This window comes from Cellulomonas triticagri (assembly GCF_003696205.1).
GTDB classification, from domain to species: Bacteria; Actinomycetota; Actinomycetes; order Actinomycetales; family Cellulomonadaceae; genus Cellulomonas; species Cellulomonas triticagri.
On sequence record NZ_RFFI01000007.1, the window covers coordinates 1 to 20843 of the forward strand.

Here is a 20843-nt window from a genome sequence, read left to right on the forward strand (position 1 = left end):
ACCGGGCGCGCGACGGCGCTCGGCGGTGCGGGCGGGTGCGGTGGCGCTCCCGCTGGCCGTCTCCGGCGCGGGGCGCTGTCGTGGTGGCGTGCTGCCCCGTGGTCCGGGTGCCGACGGGCGGCGGGTGGTGCGGTCCCGGTGCGGGACCTCCCCGGACGGGGCGGGCGTGCGCGGGGCCGCGGACCCCGGTTCAGGCGGGCCGCCGGGCGGCCTCACCCACCTCCATCGTCCACCCGCGGGCCCGGGTGAGCCACTCGGTCGCTGACACGACACCGATCACCCGGACGGCCCACCGTGCCCGACGACGCCTCGTGGAATAGATCCGCACCGGCCACCGTTGGGGCGCAAGTACATGCAAACGCATCGACTTGAGGAGCGCGAGATGCAGTTCGGAGTCTTCACGGTCAGCGACATCACGCCGGACCCGCACACCGGCCGGGCCCCCGACGACACCGAGCGCGTCCGGTCGATCCTCACGATCGCCCAGCACGCCGAGGAGGTCGGGCTGGACGTGTTCGCGACCGGTGAGCACCACAACCCGCCGTTCGTCGCCTCGTCCCCGACGACGATGCTCGGCTACCTCGCCGGGCGCACGAAGGACATCGTGCTGTCGACCGCGACCACGCTGATCACCACCAACGACCCGGTCCGCCTGGCCGAGGAGTACGCGATGCTCCAGGTGATCTCCGACGGCCGGATGGACCTCATGATGGGGCGCGGCAACACCGGCCCGGTCTACCCGTGGTTCGGGCAGGACATCCGCCAGGGCATCCCGCTGGCGATCGAGAACTACGCCCTGCTGCGCCGCCTCTGGGAGGAGGACGTCGTGAACTGGGAGGGCAAGTTCCGCACCCCGCTGCAGGGCTTCACCTCCACCCCGCGGCCGCTGGACGGCGTCCCGCCGTTCGTGTGGCACGGGTCCATCCGCAGCCCCGAGATCGCGGAGCAGGCCGCCTACTACGGCGACGGCTTCTTCCACAACAACATCTTCTGGCCGATGAGCCACACGAAGCAGATGGTGCAGTTCTACCGCCAGCGCTTCGAGCACTACGGCCACGGTTCCGCCGACCAGGCGATCGTGGGCCTCGGCGGCCAGGTGTTCATGCGGAAGAGCTCGCAGGCCGCGGTGGACGAGTTCCGCCCGTACTTCGACGTCGCGCCGGTGTACGGCCACGGGCCCAGCCTGGAGGAGTTCTCCGCCCAGACGCCGCTGACCGTCGGCTCCCCGCAGCAGGTCATCGACCGGTACGCCGCCATGCGGCACGACGTCGGCCACTACCAGCGGCAGATGTTCCTCATCGACCACGCGGGCCTGCCGCTGAAGACGGTGCTGGAGCAGCTCGACATCCTCGGCGGCGAGGTCGTCCCCGTGCTCCGCAAGGAGATGGAGTCCGACCGCCCCGCGCACGTCCCGTCCGACCCGCCCAGCCACGCCGAGCGCGTCGCCAAGGCCCGCGCCGCCGGCCAGGTCCACGAGCAGCAGGTCGCCGCCGCGGACCACTGGACCGGGAAGACCGCCGAGGACGACGCCGCGGCTGCCGACGCCGTCACGGTGACCCGCTGACCCGCCGACCCCTCGAAGGAGCACCTGACATGACCGAGCGCAGGATCGTCGCGCTGTCGGCCGGCCTCGGCCAGCCGTCCTCCACCCGCCTGCTCGCCGACCGGCTCGCCGAGGCGACCGCCACCGAGCTCGCCGACCGCGGGCAGCGTCCCGAGGTCCGGGTGGTCGAGCTGCGCGACCACGCCCACGACATCGTGAACGCGATGCTCACCGGCGTCCCCAGCCCCGCCCTGGCGGAGGTGATCGAGGCCGTCACCGGCGCGGACGCGCTGATCGCGGTGACGCCGCTGTTCACGACGACGTACTCCGGGCTGTTCAAGTCCTTCGTCGACATCCTCGACAAGGACGCCCTGGCGGGGCTGCCCGTGCTGCTCGGCGCGACCGGCGGCACGGCCCGGCACTCCCTGGCCCTGGAGTACTCGATCCGCCCGCTGTTCACCTACCTGCGGGCCGACGTCGCGACCACCAGCGTGTTCGCGGCGACGGACGACTGGGCGACCGGCGGCACCACCGACGAGCCGAGCCCGCTCCCGGCGCGCATCCAGCGGGCGGGCGCGGAGCTCGCGGCCACGGTCGCGGGCCGGGGCGAGCGGGTCCCGCAGGACCCGTTCGCGGCGGCGCCGAGCTTCGCCGACCTGCTCGGCGGCTGACGCTCAGTCGCGGGCGAGCAGCACCAGCGTCGCGTCGTCGTCGGAGGCGGGGTCCCGCAGCCGGTCGACCAGCGCGTCCAGGTGCCCCACCGCCGGGCGGCCGACGTCGGCGGCCGCCCGGTCGAGGCCGACCCGCAGCGACTCGCCGCGGCGCTCCACGACGCCGTCGGTGAGCAGCAGGACCGCGTCGCCGGGGCCGAGGGCCACGTGGGCGGTGGCGGGCTCGCCGTCCAGCAGGCCGATCAGCGCGGACCCCCGCACCGGCTCCCACGCCGCGGCCCCGTCCGCGCGCACGACCAGCGGCGGCAGGTGCCCGGCCTTCGCGTACTCGAGGTCCCCGGTGGCGGGGTCGAGGACGGCGACCAGCATCGTGGCCATCTGGCCGGGCAGGGACCAGCGCGCGAGCGCGCCGACGCGCGCGAGCACCACCGCGGGCGGCGCCGCGTCGACGAGGTAGGCCCGGGTCGCGTTGCGGAGCTGGCCCATCGCGGCGGCGGTGGCGAGCCCGTGCCCGGTGACGTCGCCGACGACCAGCGCGATCCGGCCGTCCGGCAGCGGGACGACGTCGTACCAGTCGCCGCCGACCTGCCCGGTGCCCGCGGGTTCGTACCGGGCGTCCACGGCCCAGCCCGGGACCGACGGCAGGCTGGTCGGCAGCAGGGTGCGCTGGATGGCCCGGGCCGCCGACACCTCGGCCTGCCCGCGCCGGAACAGCGCCTCGACCAGGTGCCCTCGCAGGTCGCCCGCGTTGCTGACGTGCCGCTCGTCCCACGGCGCCGACCGGCCGCGCACGTGCTCGCGCCACAGGTCGAACGACTGCCGGGGGCTGAGCCGCACCCCGTCGCCGTCCGGGACGACGAGGGCCTTGTGGTGCGGGTCGCCGCCCCAGTCGACGGTCCGCACGACCTCCTCGCGCAACCACACCACCGCACCGCCGTCGGGCAGCGCCAGGGCGACCGCACCCGCGACGCCCGCCGCGGCCGCGGCCTCGGGCGCGCCGGGGTCGGCGGCGAGGTGGTCGGTGGCGTGCACGGTGTCGCCGACGCCCGCGCCCCAGGAGGCGAGCGCCCGGCACACGGCCTCGTCCGGCACCCGGCCGCGCGTCGCGAGATCACCGCCCGCGCACACGACGACGCCGTCCGCGGGGACGAGCGACAGCAGGTCGTCCGTGCGGGTCACCGCCTGCGCGAGGCGCACGTCCTCGTCCCGGCTCGCCGCGACGAGGCGCGCCAGCACGCCCGACGCGCGGCGGGACTCGGCGAGCAGGTCCTCCTCCACCTGCGCGACCAGGCGGGCGGACAGCGCCACGCCCAGGAACTCCGCGGCCGCGCGCACGCCGTACGACGGGGCGTGCGGGCCCGCGTAGTGGTGGCAAGCGACCATGCCCCAGAGCTTCCCGTCGCGCAGCAGCGAGATCGACATCGAGGCGCGCACGCCCATGTTCCGCAGGTACTCGCAGTGGATCGGCGAGACGGAGCGCAGCGTCGCGTACGTGAGGTCCAGCGGGGCGCCGCGCAGCGGCTCGTCGGTGGGCAGCACCGGCACCGGGACGTAGTCGACGTCCGAGATCAGCCGGATCCAGCTCTTCTCGTACAGGGCGCGGGCCTGCGGCGGGATGTCGGACGCCGGGTAGTGCAGGCCGAGGAACGGCTCGAGGTCCGCGCGCTTCGCCTCGGCGACGACCTCGCCGTTGTACTCGGCATCGAACCGGTAGATCATCACGCGGTCGAACCCGGTCAGCCGCCGCACGTGCCGCGCAGCGGTGTCGTACAGGTCGGTGAGCGCGCCGGCCCGGTTCAGGTCCGCGATGGCGTCGCGGACGCTCTCGTAGGTGCTGGCGTAGGTCAGCGGGCGCGGGCCGTCCGCCACCTCGAGCTCGACGACGAACACCGGCCCGGGGTCCTCCGCCGTCGCGGGCGGCGGCCGGTGCACGACGACGTCGAGCACGGCGGTGCGACCCCCGGCGTCGACGTGCACGAGCCCGGGGTTGCGGGTGCGGTGGTCGGGCACCGCCGCGAGCTGCTCCAGGACGACCCGCGCCGGGGACTCCCCCAGCACCTCGCCGAGCGTGCGGCCGAGGACCACGTCCACGGGTCGCCCGAGGACGGTCTCGACGTTCGCGGACGCCTGCAGGACGACCGACCCGGCCTCCTGCACGACGAGCAGCACCCCGCGCGGCTGCACGGAGCCGGGGATGTGGATGGGCTCGCGCGCGCAGTTGTCGAGGTCGACGGGCTCGCCGGGCGCCAGGAACGTCTGCTCGGTCATCGGACCCACCCTGCCACGAGCCCGACGACGGCGATCCCCAGCGCCACCGCGGCGACGCACGCGACGAGCGTCCCCGCGAGGGAGGCGACGGCCCGCCCGCGCTCCCCCACCTGGGCCAGACGCACCGCCTCGACCGTCGCCGCCGAGAACGTCGTGTACCCGCCGCAGAACCCGGTGGCCAGCAGCAACGCCGCCGTGGCGGGCAGGCCGGCGTACAGGCGCGCGCCGGTGACCAGGCCGATCAGCAGCGACCCGGTCAGGTTCACGACCATGGTCCCGAGCGGCAGCACGGACCGGCGACGCGCCCGGACGGTCCCGTCCACCCAGAACCGGGCCGCGGCCCCGACGCCGCCCGCGAGGGCCACCAGCAGCGCCCCGGTCACGCGGCACCGCCCCGGCGCCCGGCCAGCACGCCGCCGAGCGCGACCCCCGCCGCCGCGGCGAGCACGCCGCCGACCAGGCTGACGCCCGCGTACGCGAACGCCGTCCCGATCGCCGCGCCGCCCTGGGCGAGCAGCCGCTCGGTCTCCAGCGCCAGCGCGCTGAACGTGGTGAACCCGCCCAGGACCCCGGTGCCCAGGGTCAGCCGCACCCGCGTGGCGGCGGCCGTCTCGGGCCCGCGGCGCCCGATCATCTCGAGCAGCACGCCGAGCAGGAACGCCCCGACCAGGTTCGCGACGAGCGTCCCCACCGGCCACCCGTGCCGCTGCGGCAGGGCGAGCGTCAGCCCGTAGCGGCCGAGCGACCCGACGGCACCGCCGGCGAGGACGAGCAGGGCGAGCGACGCGCGCTGGTGCGCGGGGTGGGCGGCGCCCGGGAGGGCAGCGGGGGTCGTGGGCGTCGTGGGCTCCGGAGGGGAGGCGGGAGGTCCGGTGCGGCTGCCGGTCCGGGTGCCATCCAACCCCATCGCGGGCCGTTCCCGCGCCACCGACGCCCGCCGCTGGCACCCGGACGACCCGCACGACGGCCGCGGCGGCACCCGGCTGGCGCGTCCCACCTGCGCGGGCGCCGCGAAAGGGACAGACTGGGGGCAGATCGCCTCCCGTCCACGAAGGAGCACCGGATGACGACGACACCGGGCAGCGGGTCCGCCACGGACCACCTGTCGATCGGCCAGCTCATCAGCCGCCTCGCCGAGCAGTCGGCGCGCCTGGTCCGCGCCGAGATCGACCTCGCGAAGGCCGAGCTCACGCAGAAGGCCAAGGCCGCGGGCATCGGCCTCGGCCTGCTGGCCGGGGCGGCGTTCCTCGGGTTCTTCACGTTCGCGCTGCTGCTGACGACGATCGTGCTGGCCCTCGCGGAGGCGGTGCCGGCCTGGCTGGCCGCGCTGATCGTGCTGGTGGTGATGACCGCCCTGACGGCCGTGCTCGCCCTGCTGGGCGTGAAGAGCCTGCAGAAGGGGGTCCCGCCGACGCCGGAGAAGGCCGTCGCGGGGCTGAAGGAGGACGTCGCGACCGTCCAGCGGTCCGTCACGGAGGGGCTGCACCGATGAGCGAGACCGAGACTCCCGCCCCCACCATCCCGCAGCTCGAGGCCGAGGTGCTGCTCACCCGCGCGGAGCTCGCGGGGACGGCCGACGCCCTCGCGGCGCGGCTGAGCCCGCAGCACCAGGTCGCCGAGGTGAAGCGCGGCGCGAGCAAGCTGTGGCGGGACGCCGTGAGCACGGACCCGGCCGCCGACCCCGAGAACCGGGGTCGCGCGCGCGTCGTGCTCGCCGCGGGCGTCGGTGTCGTCGCCCTGGCGGTCGTGCTGATCGTCCGCCGCTGACGCGTCAGCCCGCCGCGCGCTCCTCGTGCGCGAGGAGCGCGCGCTTCACGTCGAGCCCGTAGTAGTACCCGCCGAGGGTCCCGCCGGTGCGCAGCACGCGGTGGCAGGGCACGAACGGGGCGATGAGGTTGCGCGCGCAGGCCGAGCCGGCCGCGCGGACCGCCGTCGGGCTCCCGGCGGCGGTCGCGAGCTCGCCGTAGGTGGCGGTCGCGCCGGCGTCGATGGCGCGCATCGCCGTCCACGCCCGCTGCTGGAACGGCCCGCCGGGCTGCGCCACGGGGACGTCCGCGAGGGCGGTGACGTCGCCGGCGGAGTACCGGGCGACGGCGTCGGTGACGGCGGCGGCCCCGGGGTGGTCGGCGGGGGCGTCCACGACCCCGCGCCGGGCGAGGTCGTCGGGCAGCCGCGCGGCCATGGTCCCCACGGGGGCGAACCCGGCGGCGCGGACGACGCCGTCGTCGGTGAGCAGGACGGCCAGCGGGCCGGCGGGGCTGGGCAGCGTGAGGGCGAGCAGCGGGCCGGTCGTCGCGGTCTCGGGTGCCAGGGTCATGGCTCCATCATGCGCGCCGTGCGGCGCGGGTTCTGGCGGGCATCGGACACGGCCGTTCCGGGGACGACGGGAGCCGGGTGCCGTCCGGGTGGGCAGCACCCGGCCCCGGGTGTCGTGCGGCGCGTGCACGGCGGGCGTGCTGCCCGCGGGACGCGCTCGGCGGGTCTGGGCTCAGACGTCGTCGCCGCGCTGGCCGGGGATGCCCCCGAGCAGCTCGCGGACCTCGGTCTCGCGGTAGCGGCGGTGGCCGCCGAGCGTGCGGATCGACGAGAGCTTGCCGGACTTGGCCCACCGGGTCACGGTCTTCGGGTCGACGCGGAACAGCGTCGCGACCTCGGACGGGGTGAGCAGGATCTCGTTCTCGGTGTGCGGGGCGGACACGTCAGACCTCCGGGGTGATGTCCTCGTGGCGACGACCGGCGCTGCCGACGGCCGTGCGAGATGTCAGGAACACAGCCGCCATCATCACCGTGGCCGGACCTCGGTCCCGCCGGGATGTCGATGGTGACCTCATGCGCTTTACCCCCCTTGCGCCCCCATCGTGACCACTCTGTCACGATCGAACTCCAGACAACTAGTACCAACGTCCCATCTCCGGACAACCGGTAACTATTGGGACACTCTAGGTCGTAGTGGACATGACCGCGCGTCGAGAGCGTGGGCCGAACAGGGGGCGTCGCTCACCCGAACGGGGGGCGAGCCCCTGTCACACCCGCCCCGCGCGCCCCACCCACCTCGCCGTTCGCCCCGAGGTCCCGCGCCGCGCCCGCCGACCCGCCGCCGTCGCGCGCACGCACCCGCCGGGTGAAGAGTGGCGGAGATCACATCCGCTGGTCGCGGCACCCCGCCACCGCGTGGACCACCCGTCCGGCGAGTGGTCGGATCCCGTCAGGACCATGTACCGTTGCGTCTCGAACAGACTATTCAGCACCCCGGGGCCGCACGTGTGAGCACGGAGCCGCCCCGCTTCCACGTTAGAGGGGGTCGATGCCATGGGGCGCGGCCGTCAGAAGGCTAAGCAGACGAAGGTCGCCCGGGAGCTGAAGTACTTCAGCCCGGACACCAACTACCGGGCCTTGGAGCAGGAGCTCACCGGGCACGGGAACGACCTCGTCACCGACAGCCGCCAGGAGTCCGACGACGAGGGTGACGACTACCCCCCTCGCTGGGCGGACGAGCGCTGAATCACCGGGTCGGCGACACGTGACGCCGACCCCGCCGCCCCCGAGCGGCGCGTGACACCGGACGCCCCGGACCCCCGCACCTCCCGACGAGGACGTGCACCGGGTCCGGGCGGTCCGGACCACCCCGTGGCACCTCCCGAGGTCGGTCGCGTCCACGGACGCCCTGGCCACGTCCGGCGAGGACCGTCCCGGGGCGGCATGACCCCGCACGGGCTCGCCGCACCCAACCGCAGGTCGGGTACGCGACCCGCACCCGACCGGACGCGTCGTCACGCCGTGCGGTAGGTCCCGCTCATCCGGACCGCGCCGCCCTGCACGCCCTTCGTACCCGCGACCAGGTCCGGCCCGGCGGCGGCGTCGCTGTCGACGAGGTCGCGCACCTCGCCGAGGTGCCACGCCGGCATCCCGAGCTCGGTCGCGTGCCGGAGCACGCCGTCCGCGGCCTCCGGGGCGACGATCGCGACCATGCCGACGCCGAGATTCAGCGTCCGCTCCAGGTCCGACCACGGCACCGAGCCCGCGGCCTGCACCAGCGAGAACACCGGCGGCAGCGTCCACGACCCGCGCGGCACGTCCGCGACCAGTCCGCCCGGGAGCACGCGCGCGACGTTCGCCGCCAGGCCACCACCGGTCACGTGGCTGAACGCGTGCACCCCGCCCGCGGCGCGCTCGACCAGCGCGAGGCAGTCCGACGCGTACACGCGGGTGGGCTCCAGCAGCTCGGCGCCGAGGGTCCGGCCGAGCTCCGGGACGTCGCGGTCCAGCGACCACCCGGCGACCTCGACCACGCGGCGCACCAGCGAGTACCCGTTGGAGTGCAGGCCGCTCGACCCGAGGGCGACGAGCACGTCCCCGGCGCGCACCCGCTCCGAGCCCAGCAGCCCGTCGGCCTCCACGACGCCCGTCGCCGCACCGGCGACGTCGTACTCGTCCGGGCCCAGCAGCCCGGGGTGCTCGGCGGTCTCCCCGCCGACGAGGGCGGTCCCGGCGACCGAGCACGCGGCGGCGATGCCCCGCACGACGTCGGCGATCCGCTCCGGGACGACCCGGCCGCACGCGATGTAGTCCGTCATGAACAGCGGCTTCGCGCCCACCACGACGATGTCGTCCACGACCATGCCCACCAGGTCGAACCCGATGGTGTCGTGCACGTCCATCGCCTGCGCGATGGCGACCTTCGTGCCCACGCCGTCGGTCGAGGTCGCGAGCAGCGGCTTGCGGTAGCCGACCAGCGCCGAGGCGTCGAACAGCCCGGCGAACCCGCCGACCCCGCCCAGCACCTGCGGGCCGTGCGTCGCGCGCACGGCGTCCTTCATCAGCTCGACGGCCTTGTCGCCGGCCTCGGTGTCGACTCCGGCGGCGGCGTAGGTGACGGCGGGGGTGCTCACGGGTGCTCCAGGGCGGTCGCGCCACCGGCCCCGGGGATGATGGCGACGAGGCCGTCCTCCGGGTTGCCGAGCGGCAGTTCGTTCTGCTCCAGCAGGTGCTTGCCGAGCCGGTCCTGCGACGGCAGCTCGATGGGGTACTTGCCCGTGAAGCACGCGGTGCACAGCTGCGCCGCGGGCTGCTCCGTCGCGGCGATCATGCCGTCCATCGAGATGTAGCCGAGCGAGTCGGCGCCCAGCGAGGACCCGATCTCCTCCACGGCCAGGCCGTTCGCGATGAGCTCCGCGCGGGACGCGAAGTCGATGCCGTAGAAGCACGGCCACTTCACCGGCGGGCTGCTGATCCGCACGTGCACCTCGGCGGCTCCGGCCTCCCGCAGCATCCGGATCAGCGCGCGCTGGGTGTTGCCGCGCACGATCGAGTCGTCCACGACCACGAGCCGCTTGCCGCGGATGACCTCGCGCAGCGGGTTGAGCTTCAGCCGGATGCCGAGCTGGCGCAGCGTCTGCGACGGCTGGATGAACGTCCGGCCCACGTAGGAGTTCTTGGTCAGGCCCTGCCCGAACGGGATGCCCGACGCCTGCGCGTAGCCGATCGCGGCGGGCGTGCCGGACTCCGGGACGGGGATGACGAGGTCGGCCTCGACGGGGTGCTCCTGCGCCAGGCGACGACCCATCTCGACGCGCGCCGCGTGCACGGAGCGGCCGGAGATCGTGGTGTCCGGGCGGGCCAGGTACACGTACTCGAACACGCACCCGGCGCGCTGCTGCTTCTCGGTGAACCGCTGGGTGCGCAGGCCGTCGGCGTCGATCGCGACGAGCTCACCCGGCTCGATCTCCCGGACGTACGACGCGCCCACGATGTCCAGCGCCGGCGTCTCGGACGCGACCACCCAGCCGCGCTCCAGGCGGCCCAGCACCAGCGGGCGCACGCCCTGCGGGTCGCGGGCCGCGTACAGCGTGTGCTCGTCCATCCACACCAGGCTGAACGCGCCCCGCAGCCGCGGCAGCACCTCCATCGCGGTGGCCTCGAGCGTGTGGTCCGGGTCGCCCGCGAACAGCGCCGTCACCAGGGCCGTGTCCGTGGTGTTGCCCCGGGCGAGCTCGCCGCGCCGCTGCGCGCCGTACCGCTCCGCCACCAGGTCCACCAGCTCGGCCGTGTTGGTGAGGTTGCCGTTGTGCGCCAGGGCGACCGTGCCGCCCGCCGTCGCGCCGAGCGTCGGCTGCGCGTTCTCCCACGTGCTGCCGCCCGTGGTCGAGTACCGGGCGTGCCCGACGGCGATGTGCCCGTGCAGGGCGTTCAGCGCGGTCTCGTCGAAAACCTGGGAGACCAGTCCCATGTCCTTGTAGACGAGCAGCTGCTCGCCGTTCGACGTCGCGATGCCCGCGGACTCCTGCCCGCGGTGCTGCAGGGCGTAGAGCCCGAAGTAGGTGAGCTTGGCGACCTCCTCGCCGGGAGCCCAGACCCCGAAGACGCCGCATGCGTCCTGGGGGCCCTTCTCGTTCGGCAAGAGGTCGTGGTTGAGCAGTCCGTCTCCGCGGGGGGCCACGGCTCCATGGTGACACACACCACGCCGTGCACCGATTCCGGGGTGGGACCTCGGTCCCCTCCCCGGTCGCTCAGGGGCGGGCGTCGCCCTTGCGGCCGCGCAGGCTCCGGCGGTCCGCCAGCAGCGCCGCGCCCGCCCCGGCCAGCGCACCGACGACGCCGCCCGCCAGCGCCGACAGGAACCGGACGCTGCCCTGGCCCTCCAGCACGCTGATGAACGCCGTCCCGTCCGCCTGCACGTCGCTGCCCGCCGAGGTCACCAGCGCGAGCACCAGCCCGACCACGATGCCCAGCACCGTCCCCGCGCCGATGAACGCGCCGACCTTCGGGGCCCGGCGCACGCGCGCGGGCTCGGCGACGCGGGCGAGCTCGTCCTCGTCGGGCACGGACGCGGGTGCGGGCGCTGCCTTCGGTGCGTCCGGTGCGTCCGGCGTCGGCTCGTCGTCGGGTCGCGGGTCAGTCGGGTCGGCCACCCGACGATCCTAGGTCGCGGCGGCACGACGGCCGGCCACCGCCCGGGCCACGAGGTCGGGACAACCGCACGAGGTCGGCACATCGGATCCCCCGACCTCGGCACGTTCCCCCGACCCCGCGGACTGCTCCGGGCCGCGCGGCCCGCAGCGCGTAGGGTCGGCGGGTGGACCCGCGACCCGACCTCGTGCCGCGGTACCCCTCCACCGTCGCCGCGGTCGTCGAGCACGAGCTCGTCGTGAAGAAGTCCCGGTTCCTCACCCGTGTCGAGCCCGTGGCCACCGTCGCCGAGGCCGACGCCGTCGTCGCCGCGGTCCGCAAGCGGTACTGGGACGCACGCCACCACTGCGTCGCCCTCGTGGTGGGGCACCGCGCCGAGCAGCAGCGCTCCTCCGACGACGGCGAGCCGTCCGGCACCGCGGGCGTCCCCATGCTGGAGGTGCTGCGCCGCCGAGACCTCACCGATCTCGTGGTCGTCGTCACCCGGTACTTCGGCGGCGTGCTGCTCGGGGCGGGCGGCCTGGTGCGGGCGTACTCGACCGCGACCTCCGAGGCGCTGGACCGCGCCGTCGAGGTGCGCCGCAGCGCCGCCACGCGCGTCACCGTCGAGGCCCCGCACGCCGACGCCGGGCGGCTGCACGGCGTGCTGCGCGACTGGACGGACGCGCACGAGGCCGCGGTGGTGGACGTGACCTACGCGGCCGCGGCGACGTTCACGCTGCTGGTCCCGCCCGCGCACCTCGACGCGCTCGACGCCGCGGTGGCGGCGGCCACCTCCGGTGTCCTCGCCGCCGTCCGCGGCGCGACGGAGGTCCTGTCGCGCTGAGCGCGCCCCTCGCGGGTGGGTCGGGGACACGTCATGTCGCGACGTGCGCCGCCCCGCCTACCGGGACCCGGCCCGCGTGCCGGTGCCGTCCGCCGTCACGTGCGTGAGGCGGCTGCGCGCTCAGCGGGTGCGGGTCGCCTGGAGCGGCAGCCAGCGGGCCAGGTCGGCGCGCTCCCCCGACGCGGCGACCTTCCCGGACGCCAGCGCCTCGTCCCAGGTCTGCGCGCCCGTGACCAGGGCCAGCCAGGTCGCCGGGTCCGTCTCGACCACGTTCGGCGGGGTGCCGCGCGTGTGCCGGGGACCCTCGACCGCCTGCACGGCCCCGTCCGGCGGCACCCGCACCTCGACGGTGTGCCCGGGGGCGATGTCCGCGAGCTCCTCCAGCGTGAACCGCACGGCGGTGCGGCGGGCGGCGGTGTCGGTCGGGTCCGCGCGCCACGCGGCGACGGCGGCCCGGCCGACCGCGGGATCGGTACGGCGACGAGGAGGCATGCCGCCATTCTCGCCCGTGCGGGCGGGCGACGTGGCTCAGCGGGCCGGACGGCCCCGCAGCAGGCGGTGGTAGGCGGCGGTGGTCTGCCGGTCGCGGGCCCGGTGGGCGGCGGCGAGGCGCGCGTCGGAACGCTCCTCCTGCCAGGCGGCCTCCCGGGCGAGGCGCCGCCACGAGTCCAGGCGGCGCGCGGGCAGGTCGCCGTCCTCGACGGCCGCGAGCACCGCGCAGCCGGGCTCGGTGCGGTGTGCGCAGTCCGCGAACCGGCACCGGGTTGCCAGGTCGGCGACGTCCGCGAACGTGGCGTCCAGCGCCTCGGCGTCGGCGACCAGCCCCACGCCCCGCAGCCCGGGGGTGTCGATCAGGCAGGCTCCGCCCGCGAGCGGCACGAGCTCCCGGTGCGCGGTGGTGTGCCGCCCGCGGCCGTCGGCGCGGCGCTCCCCCGTCGCCATGACGTCGGTGCCCGCGAGCGCGTTGACCAGCGTCGACTTCCCCGCACCCGACGGCCCCACGACGACGAGCGTCCGGTCCGGCCCGAGCAACGCCCGCAGCGGGTCGAGCCCCGTCCCGGCGGCGACGCTCACGGCGTGCACCTCGGCGCCGATCGCGACGGCCCGGACCTCGTCGGCCATGCCCTCGGGGTCGGGCACCAGGTCGGCCTTCGTCAGCACGACGACGGGCGTCGCCCCGGACCGCCACGCGAGCGTCAGCAGCCGCTCCACCCGTCCCGGGCTGGGGTCGGGGTCGAGGTGCTCGACCACGAGCACCACGTCGACGTTCGCGGCGAGCACCTGGGCGCGCGACGTCCGGTCCGCGCCGTCGCGCACGACCGCGGTGCGGCGCGGCAGCACGGCCCGCAGCGCCGGGTCGGTGCCGGCGGGGTGGTCGAGCAGGACGTGGTCGCCGACGGCCGGCGGCACGTCCTCGACCGGGTCGCCGGCCGCGTCGAGCAGCGGCACGACCCCGTCCCGGGCCACCGCGACGCGCACCGGCACCGCCCCGTCGGCGGGCAGCACGAGCACCGCGCCACGGTCGACGCGCACCACCCGCCCGGCGATCTCCACACGCCGACGCTAGGCACCCCACCCGCCCCCGGTCGACGGATTTCCGCGAGGTCGAGGGTCTGCCACCCAGCGGGCGGGCGGAACCCTCGACCTCGCGCGAAAGCCTCGACCTCGCGGCGGGCCGTCAGCCGAAGTAGTGCGGGAGCGTGCGCTCCGAGGCCTCGCGGGCCTCCGCCAGCGGGAGGGTGAACAGGCCGCGGACCTCGACCGCCGGGGCGTGCACGTGGTCCTCGGGCAGCTGGTCCGTGGGGGCACCGGCACCGGGCGTGCAGGTCTCCGCGGTGACGCCGATCTTCAGCGCCGGGACGCCCTGCGCGGTGCACAGGTCCTCGAACCGGACCTCCTCCGAGCGGGGCACGGCGACGACGGCGCGGGCGGTCGACTCGGACAGCAGCGCCTCGAACGGCGTCACGCCGTCGCGGGCCACGAGACCGTCGAGGTCGACCTGCACGCCCACGCCGTAGCGGAGCGACGCCTCGACCAGCGCCTGCGCGAGCCCACCCTCGGACAGGTCGTGCGCGGCGTCGACCAGGTCGTCGCGGGACGCGCGGACCAGCACGGTCGCGAGGCGGCGCTCGGCCTCCAGGTCGACCTGCGGCGGCACGCCACCGAGGTGGTCGTGCACGACGTCGGCCCACGCGGAGCCGTCGAGCTCGCCGCGCGTGGTGCCGAGCAGATAGACGGTCTGGCCCGCGGTAGTCCACCCGGAGGGGGTCGCCGCGGTGACGTCGTCGATCACGCCGAGCACGCCGACCACCGGCGTCGGGTGGATCGCGGAGTCGATCTTGCCGGGCTCGCCGGTGCCGTTGTAGAGCGAGACGTTGCCGCCGGTGACCGGGACCGTCAGGGTCGCGCACGCGTCGGCCAGGCCCTCGATGGCCTGCACGAGCTGCCACATCGACGCCGGGTCCTCCGGGCTGCCGAAGTTCAGGCAGTCCGTCACGGCCAGCGGACGGGCGCCGGACGCGGCGACGTTGCGGTACGCCTCGGCCAGCGCGAGCTGCGCGCCGGTGTACGGGTCGAGCTTCGCGTACCGGCCATTGGCGTCGGTCGCGAGCGCCACACCCAGGTTCGTGGACTCGTCCACGCGGACCACGCCCGCGTCGTCGGGCTGCGCGAGGGCGGTGTTGCCCTGCACGAACCGGTCGTACTGGTCCGTGACCCACGACTTCGACGCGAGGTTCGGTGACGCGACCAGGCGGAGCACGGTCTCGCGGAGCTCCGCGCCCGACGCGGGGCGGGCGTAGCGGGTGGCGCCCTCGGGGGTGCTGACGGAGTCGGCGACCAGGCCGTCCTGCCACTCGGGCCGCGAGTACGGCCGGTCGTACACCGGGCCCTCGTGCGCGACCGTCTTCGGGTCGACGTCCACGATGCGCTGCCCGTGGTGGTCGATCGTGAGCCGACCCGTGCCGGTCACCTCGCCGATGACGGCGGTCTCGACGTCCCACCGGGAGGTGATCGCGAGGAACTCGTCGAGCTTCTCCGGCGTGACGACCGCCATCATCCGCTCCTGCGACTCCGACATGAGGATCTCGCCGGCGGTCAGCGTGGGGTCGCGCAGCAGCACGTTCTCCAGGTCGACGTGCATGCCGCCGTCGCCGTTGGACGCGAGCTCGCTGGTCGCGCAGGAGATGCCGGCCGCGCCGAGGTCCTGGATGCCCTCGACCACGCGGGCCGCGTAGAGCTCCAGGCAGCACTCGATGAGCACCTTCTCCATGAACGGGTCGCCGACCTGGACGCTCGGCCGCTTGGACGGCTTCGTGTCGTCGAAGGTCTCGGACGCCAGGATCGACGCGCCGCCGATGCCGTCGCCGCCGGTGCGCGCACCGAACAGCACGACCTTGTTGCCGACGCCCGAGGCGTTGGCCAGGTGGATGTCCTCGTGGCGCAGCACGCCCAGGCACAGGGCGTTGACCAGCGGGTTGCCCTGGTAGGACGCGTCGAACACGAGCTCGCCGCCGATGTTCGGCAGGCCGAGGGAGTTGCCGTAGCCGCCGACGCCCGACACGACGCCGTGCACGACCCGGGCGGTGTCCGGGTGGTCGACGGCGCCGAACCGCAGCTGGTCCATGACCGCCACGGGGCGCGCGCCCATCGAGATGATGTCCCGGACGATGCCGCCGACGCCGGTCGCGGCGCCCTGGTACGGCTCGACGTACGACGGGTGGTTGTGCGACTCGACCTTGAAGGTCACCGCCCAGCCGTCGCCGATGTCGACCACGCCCGCGTTCTCGCCGATGCCGACCAGCAGGTGCTCGGTCATCTCCGGGGTGACGCGCTCGCCGAACTTGCGCAGGTGGTTCTTGCTCGACTTGTACGAGCAGTGCTCCGACCACATCACGGAGTACATGGCGAGCTCGGCGGCCGTCGGGCGGCGGCCGAGGATGTCCCGGATCCGCTGGTACTCGTCCGGCTTCAGGCCGAGCTCCGCGAACGGCTGCTCCTGGTCGGGCGTGGCCGCGGCGGCGTCCACCGTGTCGGACACGTGCCCGGCGGTGGGGTGGTCGGCGGGCTGCTGCGAGGCGGTGGTCGCGCTGGTCATCGAGTCCCTCGGGCTGGAGGCCGGTCGCGCGCGGTCGGGGGACCGGTCGGCGCGGCGGGCGGGGCGGGCGTCGTCAGACGTGACCCAGGTTACCGGCGCCCGGGACGGCGTCGTGACACGCGCCACTCAGGTCAAGGACCCTTGACATCCGCCCGACCGAACGCCAGGGTCGATGTACAGGTTCCTTGACACAAGGAGGGAGGTCCGGGTGCGCAACAGCGTCCCCGAGCTGCGCGCCGCCGCCGGACTCACCCAGTCCGAGCTCGCGCAGCGTCTCGAGGTCTCGCGGCAGACCGTCATCTCCATCGAGCGCGGCCGCTACGACCCGTCGCTCCCGCTCGCGTTCCGCATCGCCCGGCTGTTCGGGCGCACCATCGAGGAGGTCTTCCATGTCGACGACTGACCAGGCGCCGGCCCGCCCCACCCCCGGACGCCTGCTGCTCGCCGGCGCCGTCGTCGCCGTGGTGGCCGCCACGCTGGTGCTGACGGCGATCGCGCTCGACCGCTGGGGCCCGGGCAACATCGGGCGCGGGTTCGCCGTCGGCGCCGTCGTCGGGAGCGCGCTCGCCGGGTTCGCGATCTGGCGCGCGCTGCGTCGCCCCGACCGCGCGACCAGCGGCGACCGGCTGTTCGTCGGCCGTGGCGACGAGCGAGACCGCGCCGTCGCCGCCCGGACCTTCGCCCTGCTCGGTGCGTGGGCGCTGCCGCTGACGATGGCCGCGTTCCTCGCGATGGCGCTGGGTGCACCCGCTGACGCCTCCATGGGCATGCTGTTCATCGCGCAGGTGGCGGTCGGACTCGTCGCCGCCTGGCGAGCGGCGCAGCGCCTCTGACCCGCGCCGGGCGCCGGTGCGAGGAGGAAGCCGCCTCCGCACGAAGGAGGACGCGCTGGCACGTCCGGGCCTCCTAGCCTGGCCGGATGACCGATCGCGGCCCGTCCGGCACCACGGTGCTCACCTACCCCCGCAGCGACGTGGCCTGGACGTACGGTCTGCTCGCCGGGGGCGGGGCGACACTCGGCCTCGTGCTGCACCTGCTGCGCGACCGGCTGCTCGACCTGGACTTCCTGCCGTGGCGCGGGGCGGTCGAGACCGTCGACCGGGTCGTGGACGGCTGGGGCGCCTGGGGTGCGGTCGCGCTGGTGGCCGCGGGCGCCCTGCTGGGGGCGCTGCTCGCGTCGACCGAGGTCGACAAGGAGCCGCGGTTCGAGGTGTCCCCCGACCGCGTGGTGGTCGTCCACGGCAAGAGCCGCCGCACCTACCTGCGCCAGGACGTGCGCGAGGCGCTGCGCGACCGGGGCTGGCTCGTGCTCCTCGCGCACGACGGCACCGAGCTGACCCGGGAGAAGACCGGCATCGGCGCCGCCGCCCTCGCGGAGGCGTTCCGGGCTGCGGGGTACCCCTGGGACCCGATGGGTGGCTGACGTCCGGTCACACTGGTGCCCGTGACCCGCTCCCGCCGCCCCGCCCGCGCACCCTTCGCGGGGGCCGTCGTCGCCGTGTCGCTGCTCGCCGCGTGCACCGGCCCGAGCGACCCCGCGCCGACGCCGAGCACGCCCGCCGAGGCCACCTCCCCGGCGACGGCGCCCGGCGGCGACCAGGTCCGGGCCGAGGGCACCGTCGTCCGCCTCGGCGACGTCGACCTGTGGGTGCGCGACCTCGGCGGGACGCCGTCGACCGCCCCCGCGCAGGACGAGGACCTGCAGCTGTCCGCGACGACGCCGGCGGCCGAGGACGCGACCGCCGTGCCGGTGCTCGACCTCGCCGGCGCCCCGGGCACCACGGTGGAGGTGCTGGGGGACGACTCCGTCGTCGTCCGCGACGGTGCCGGGACGGTGGTGGCGGGCGTCGGCGCGCCTGTGCTGGACGACGCCGCGCGCACCGCGGGCGCCCGCGTCGAGGTCGTGCAGGACGCCGCCGACGCCGTCACCTGGCGCGTCACCGTCGCCGCCGCACCGGTTCCCGCCGCCTCCGTCGGCGGGATCCTGTCCGCGAGCGCGCTCGGGTCCGCGACGTGGCGGGACCTGGACGACGAGGGCGGACGGAGCCTCGCGGTCGTGCCGACGACGTGGGCCCGCACGGGGTCGCTCGCCGCGGAGGAGCTGCTGTGGGCGCGGCTGGCCGCGCAGGAGCCGGAGGCCGCGACGCAGGGGGTGCGCGACCAGCTGACCTGCCACGTCATCGGGGCGCCGGACAAGGCGAGCTGGAACCTGGAGCCGTGGCGGCCGGACGTCGGGCTGCTGGACACGCTGGCGGCGCGGTGCAACCCGTCGTAGCACCCGAGGCAGACCGCAGGACCCGGCGCTCTGGGTGGCCGACGTCGTGTGCGGCGCCGTCGTGGCGGCGCGGACCGGGTCGGCGTCGCACCTCGACGTCCTGCGTGACCGGGTGGACCTGGTCGAGGTCCCGGCATGACGCGGGCCCCGGGCCCCACCATCCGGCGGGATCTCCCGAGGCCCACTTCCAGCACCACCGCGATGGGCTGGCTCCGGGACCAGCCTACGGGAGCCCGGACCGGTCCGGTAGGGGGCCGGGACGCCCACGCCTCGGACGCGCGTCCCGGCAACCGGATGGTTGTTGCTACAGTCGACCCATCATGCGCCACACGACTCCCGCCGCACGCACCCGCGCCTGTCGACCCCTGTCGACCGCCGCGTGCTGTTGTCGTCGCTGAGCGCGCTGCGTCGCTGACGCGCTGACGACCCCGGCGCCCGCGTCCGGTCCCTGAGGGGACCCGCCGCCCCGGGAGCACCGTCCCCCCGCCCGACCCTCGGTCGCGGACCCCGGCACCTGCCGGCCCGTCCCGCGCACCCCGGCCCGGCCTCCTCCCGCCCTCGCGGTCACCCTCCGGTGCCCGCCCGGTCCGGGAATTCCCGACCGCATGGTCCGGTTCCGCCTCCTGGAACCGGGACGGCCGACCTCGTCGACCGGCCGCACCCTCCTGCTCCACCCCCGTGCCGCGCCCCGGCCCCGCCGCCGCGCACCCTCCCGGAAGGACACCACCCCGTGAGCTCCCGCCGATCCCGCGCTCCCCTCGGAGCCGCCCTCGTCGCCGTCGCCGCCCTGGCGCTGGCCGCCTGCGGCACCGGGGGTACCTCCTCCGCCGACGGCTCCGGCAGCACCGGCGCGACCGACGCGTCCGCCGAGATCGTCATCGGCTCGACCAACGAGCCGACCGGTCTGGTCCGGAACGTCGGCGGGTCGTCCGGCGTCTCGCAGACCATGACCCGCAACGTCTACGAGGGCCTGACCTCGGTGGACGTCGACGGGACGGTCATCCCGACGCTGGCCGAGTCCTGGGACGTGTCCGAGGACGGCCTGACGTACACGTTCCACCTGCAGCCGGACGTGACCTTCCACGACGGCAGCCCGCTGACCGCGGCCGACGTGGTGTGGAGCATCACCGAGGCCATCGGCCCGGAGTCGAAGTCCGCCCGCAAGAGCGACCTGCTGGTGATCCAGCAGGCCACGGCCGTGGACGACGCGACCGTGCAGCTCGACCTGTCGCGCCCGTCGCAGGGCCTGACGTTCTACCTGGCGTCGGTGACGGTCGTCCGCGACGGCGACACCGAGCTGACCAGCGACAACGGCACCGGTCCGTACCGGTTCGTCGAGTGGGTGCAGGGCGACCACCTCACCATCGAGCCGTACGACGGCTACTGGGGCGAGCCCGCGCAGAACGGCGGCGTGACGTTCCGGTTCTTCCAGGACACCACCGCGCTGAACAACGCGCTGCTGACCGGTGACCTCGACCTGGTCATCGCGGAGGACTCCCCCGACCAGCTCGTGCAGTTCGAGGACAACCCGGACTTCACGATCACCGAGGGCACCTCGACCACCAAGCAGATCTGGGCGTTCAACGACCGCGAGGCGCCGTTCAGCGACGTGCGCGTGCGGCAGGCGCTGTACAAGGCGATCGACCGCGAGGCGATCCTGTCGGCGGTGTGGGACGGCTACGGCCAGGTCATCGGCTCGATGGTCCCGCCGACGGACCCCTGGTACGTCGACCAGGCCGACGTGCACGGCTACGACCCGGACGCCGCCGAGGCGCTCCTGGCCGAGGCCGGCGTCTCCGACCTCTCGATCTCCGTGGACTACATCCCGGACGGCACGACCGACGCGATCCTCGCGCTGCTCACCAAGGACCTCGCGGCCGTCGGCGTGACCCTCACGCCGAACCCGATCGACGACGCCACCTGGTACCAGAAGGTCTACACGGACCACGACTTCTCCACGACGCTGATGGGCCACGTGAACCCGCGCGACGTGCTCTGGTACGCGAACCCCGACTTCTACTGGGGCTACGACAACCCGCAGGTGCAGGAGTGGGTCACCGCCGCCGACCAGGCGAGCACCGAGGCCGAGCAGGTCGAGCTGCTGACGCAGGTCAACGAGACGATCGGCGAGGAGGCGGCGTCCGCCTGGCTGTACCTGGACCCGCAGATCCGCGTCGCCCGGTCCGACATCTCCGGCTTCCCGGTGGACCAGGTGACCGAGTCGTTCTACGTCGCCGACATCGTCCGGGGGTCCTGAC

At 75.1% G+C, this 20843-nt stretch carries 22 protein-coding genes; 11 read left to right on the forward strand and 11 right to left on the reverse strand.

All coding sequences use genetic code 11. The annotated features are described in order from the left end of the window. Positions 1–382 precede the first annotated feature (382 nt). Both EBM89_RS02150 and EBM89_RS02155 read left to right on the forward strand, forming a co-directional pair. Positions 383–1564: an LLM class flavin-dependent oxidoreductase gene (locus EBM89_RS02150; RefSeq protein WP_122147818.1), complete on the forward strand. Its 1182-nt coding sequence runs from the start codon at positions 383–385 to the stop codon at positions 1562–1564. A gap of 29 nt (positions 1565–1593) precedes the next feature. Beyond that, positions 1594–2214: an FMN reductase gene (locus EBM89_RS02155; RefSeq protein ID WP_122147819.1), complete on the forward strand. Its 621-nt coding sequence runs from the start codon at positions 1594–1596 to the stop codon at positions 2212–2214. 3 nt (positions 2215–2217) lie between these two features. On the opposite strand, the gene EBM89_RS02160 is transcribed toward EBM89_RS02155, so the two are convergent. The 3 genes from EBM89_RS02160 to EBM89_RS02170 are packed head-to-tail and all read right to left on the reverse strand — an operon-like array spanning position 2218 to position 5389. After that, a complete protein-coding gene (locus EBM89_RS02160) occupies positions 2218–4482 on the reverse strand; it encodes a SpoIIE family protein phosphatase (RefSeq protein ID WP_122147820.1) in 2265 nt (754 codons plus the stop codon). Beyond that, positions 4479–4865, reverse strand: a complete 387-nt coding sequence (crcB, locus tag EBM89_RS02165; RefSeq protein ID WP_122147821.1) for a fluoride efflux transporter CrcB — start codon at positions 4863–4865, stop codon at positions 4479–4481. Before crcB ends, EBM89_RS02160 begins: the two co-directional genes overlap by 4 nt. After that, complete coding sequence (locus EBM89_RS02170; RefSeq protein ID WP_122147822.1) at positions 4862–5389, reverse strand: fluoride efflux transporter FluC; 528 nt, start codon at positions 5387–5389, stop codon at positions 4862–4864. The genes crcB and EBM89_RS02170 overlap by 4 nt, the downstream gene beginning before the upstream one ends. Before the next feature lie 156 nt (positions 5390–5545). Between EBM89_RS02170 and EBM89_RS02175 the strand changes: the two genes are divergently transcribed. Together EBM89_RS02175 and EBM89_RS02180 are read left to right on the forward strand one after the other, a co-directional pair. Then, positions 5546–5974, forward strand: a complete 429-nt coding sequence (locus tag EBM89_RS02175; protein WP_122147823.1) for a phage holin family protein — start codon at positions 5546–5548, stop codon at positions 5972–5974. After that, on the forward strand, positions 5971–6249 hold the full coding sequence (locus tag EBM89_RS02180) for a DUF3618 domain-containing protein (RefSeq protein WP_122147824.1): 279 nt from the start codon (positions 5971–5973) through the stop codon (positions 6247–6249). The genes EBM89_RS02175 and EBM89_RS02180 overlap by 4 nt, the downstream gene beginning before the upstream one ends. A 4-nt stretch (positions 6250–6253) precedes the next feature. On the opposite strand, the gene EBM89_RS02185 is transcribed toward EBM89_RS02180, so the two are convergent. Both EBM89_RS02185 and EBM89_RS02190 read right to left on the reverse strand, forming a co-directional pair. Further along, complete coding sequence (locus tag EBM89_RS02185) at positions 6254–6799, reverse strand: methylated-DNA--[protein]-cysteine S-methyltransferase (RefSeq protein ID WP_122147825.1); 546 nt, start codon at positions 6797–6799, stop codon at positions 6254–6256. A gap of 171 nt (positions 6800–6970) precedes the next feature. Further along, a complete protein-coding gene (locus tag EBM89_RS02190) occupies positions 6971–7180 on the reverse strand; it encodes a BldC family transcriptional regulator (protein ID WP_122147826.1) in 210 nt (69 codons plus the stop codon). 611 nt (positions 7181–7791) lie between these two features. On the opposite strand from EBM89_RS02190, the gene EBM89_RS02195 reads away from it, so the two are divergent. After that, positions 7792–7983 carry a DUF3073 domain-containing protein gene (locus tag EBM89_RS02195; RefSeq protein ID WP_122147827.1) on the forward strand — a complete coding sequence of 64 codons (192 nt, stop codon included), beginning with the start codon at positions 7792–7794 and terminating at the stop codon, positions 7981–7983. Positions 7984–8252: 269 nt separating this feature from the next. On the opposite strand, the gene purM is transcribed toward EBM89_RS02195, so the two are convergent. The 3 genes from purM to EBM89_RS20975 form a co-directional block, all read right to left on the reverse strand. After that, positions 8253–9371, reverse strand: a complete 1119-nt coding sequence (gene purM, locus EBM89_RS02200; RefSeq protein ID WP_122147828.1) for a phosphoribosylformylglycinamidine cyclo-ligase — start codon at positions 9369–9371, stop codon at positions 8253–8255. Then, entirely contained in the window at positions 9368–10918 is a 1551-nt protein-coding gene (gene purF / locus EBM89_RS02205) for an amidophosphoribosyltransferase (protein WP_122147829.1), read from the reverse strand. The genes purM and purF overlap by 4 nt, the downstream gene beginning before the upstream one ends. A gap of 70 nt (positions 10919–10988) precedes the next feature. After that, positions 10989–11390: a histidine kinase gene (locus EBM89_RS20975; protein WP_158609441.1), complete on the reverse strand. Its 402-nt coding sequence runs from the start codon at positions 11388–11390 to the stop codon at positions 10989–10991. 164 nt (positions 11391–11554) lie between these two features. On the opposite strand from EBM89_RS20975, the gene EBM89_RS02215 reads away from it, so the two are divergent. Continuing rightward, on the forward strand, positions 11555–12214 hold the full coding sequence (locus EBM89_RS02215) for an IMPACT family protein (RefSeq protein WP_122147831.1): 660 nt from the start codon (positions 11555–11557) through the stop codon (positions 12212–12214). A gap of 120 nt (positions 12215–12334) precedes the next feature. Here the strand turns inward: EBM89_RS02215 and EBM89_RS02220 are convergent, their stop codons facing one another. The 3 genes from EBM89_RS02220 to purL all read right to left on the reverse strand — a co-directional run bounded on the left by EBM89_RS02220 (position 12335) and on the right by purL (position 16310). Further along, positions 12335–12706 carry a sterol carrier family protein gene (locus tag EBM89_RS02220; RefSeq protein WP_122147832.1) on the reverse strand — a complete coding sequence of 124 codons (372 nt, stop codon included), beginning with the start codon at positions 12704–12706 and terminating at the stop codon, positions 12335–12337. A 36-nt stretch (positions 12707–12742) separates the two neighbouring features. Then, positions 12743–13768 (reverse strand): ribosome small subunit-dependent GTPase A, encoded by a 1026-nt coding sequence (gene rsgA, locus EBM89_RS02225; RefSeq protein WP_233571484.1) that lies wholly within the window; start codon positions 13766–13768, stop codon positions 12743–12745. Between the two features lie 124 nt (positions 13769–13892). After that, entirely contained in the window at positions 13893–16310 is a 2418-nt protein-coding gene (purL, locus tag EBM89_RS02230) for a phosphoribosylformylglycinamidine synthase subunit PurL (RefSeq protein WP_122147833.1), read from the reverse strand. Positions 16311–16518: 208 nt separating this feature from the next. On the opposite strand from purL, the gene EBM89_RS02240 reads away from it, so the two are divergent. The 5 genes from EBM89_RS02240 (at position 16519) to EBM89_RS02260 (ending at position 20842) form a co-directional block, all read left to right on the forward strand. Then, the gene (locus EBM89_RS02240; protein ID WP_122147835.1) at positions 16519–16713 is read left to right on the forward strand and encodes a helix-turn-helix transcriptional regulator; all 195 of its coding nucleotides are present in this window, start codon (positions 16519–16521) and stop codon (positions 16711–16713) included. Then, a complete protein-coding gene (locus tag EBM89_RS02245; protein WP_122147836.1) occupies positions 16700–17143 on the forward strand; it encodes a hypothetical protein in 444 nt (147 codons plus the stop codon). Before EBM89_RS02240 ends, EBM89_RS02245 begins: the two co-directional genes overlap by 14 nt. 86 nt (positions 17144–17229) lie before the next feature. Further along, entirely contained in the window at positions 17230–17733 is a 504-nt protein-coding gene (locus tag EBM89_RS02250) for a YqeB family protein (protein ID WP_122147837.1), read from the forward strand. Between the two features lie 21 nt (positions 17734–17754). Then, the gene (locus EBM89_RS21760; RefSeq protein ID WP_199731943.1) at positions 17755–18585 is read left to right on the forward strand and encodes a DUF2599 domain-containing protein; all 831 of its coding nucleotides are present in this window, start codon (positions 17755–17757) and stop codon (positions 18583–18585) included. A 730-nt stretch (positions 18586–19315) separates the two neighbouring features. After that, positions 19316–20842: an ABC transporter substrate-binding protein gene (locus tag EBM89_RS02260; RefSeq protein WP_122147838.1), complete on the forward strand. Its 1527-nt coding sequence runs from the start codon at positions 19316–19318 to the stop codon at positions 20840–20842. Position 20843 lies beyond the last annotated feature (1 nt).

What these genes read in the sequence shown, in the direction of transcription:
- EBM89_RS02195 (WP_122147827.1), top strand. Translation starts at nt 7,792, where the DNA reads ATGGGGCGCGGCCGTCAGAAGGCTAAGCAGACGAAGGTCGCCCGGGAG.
- purL (WP_122147833.1), bottom strand. Translation starts at nt 16,310, where the DNA reads ATGACCAGCGCGACCACCGCCTCGCAGCAGCCCGCCGACCACCCCACC.
- EBM89_RS02250 (WP_122147837.1), top strand. Translation starts at nt 17,230, where the DNA reads ATGACCGATCGCGGCCCGTCCGGCACCACGGTGCTCACCTACCCCCGC.
- EBM89_RS02150 (WP_122147818.1), top strand. Translation starts at nt 383, where the DNA reads ATGCAGTTCGGAGTCTTCACGGTCAGCGACATCACGCCGGACCCGCAC.
- EBM89_RS02155 (WP_122147819.1), top strand. Translation starts at nt 1,594, where the DNA reads ATGACCGAGCGCAGGATCGTCGCGCTGTCGGCCGGCCTCGGCCAGCCG.
- EBM89_RS02220 (WP_122147832.1), bottom strand. Translation starts at nt 12,706, where the DNA reads ATGCCTCCTCGTCGCCGTACCGATCCCGCGGTCGGCCGGGCCGCCGTC.
- EBM89_RS02170 (WP_122147822.1), bottom strand. Translation starts at nt 5,389, where the DNA reads ATGGGGTTGGATGGCACCCGGACCGGCAGCCGCACCGGACCTCCCGCC.
- EBM89_RS02175 (WP_122147823.1), top strand. Translation starts at nt 5,546, where the DNA reads ATGACGACGACACCGGGCAGCGGGTCCGCCACGGACCACCTGTCGATC.
- EBM89_RS02245 (WP_122147836.1), top strand. Translation starts at nt 16,700, where the DNA reads ATGTCGACGACTGACCAGGCGCCGGCCCGCCCCACCCCCGGACGCCTG.
- EBM89_RS02160 (WP_122147820.1), bottom strand. Translation starts at nt 4,482, where the DNA reads ATGACCGAGCAGACGTTCCTGGCGCCCGGCGAGCCCGTCGACCTCGAC.
- EBM89_RS02180 (WP_122147824.1), top strand. Translation starts at nt 5,971, where the DNA reads ATGAGCGAGACCGAGACTCCCGCCCCCACCATCCCGCAGCTCGAGGCC.
- EBM89_RS02185 (WP_122147825.1), bottom strand. Translation starts at nt 6,799, where the DNA reads ATGACCCTGGCACCCGAGACCGCGACGACCGGCCCGCTGCTCGCCCTC.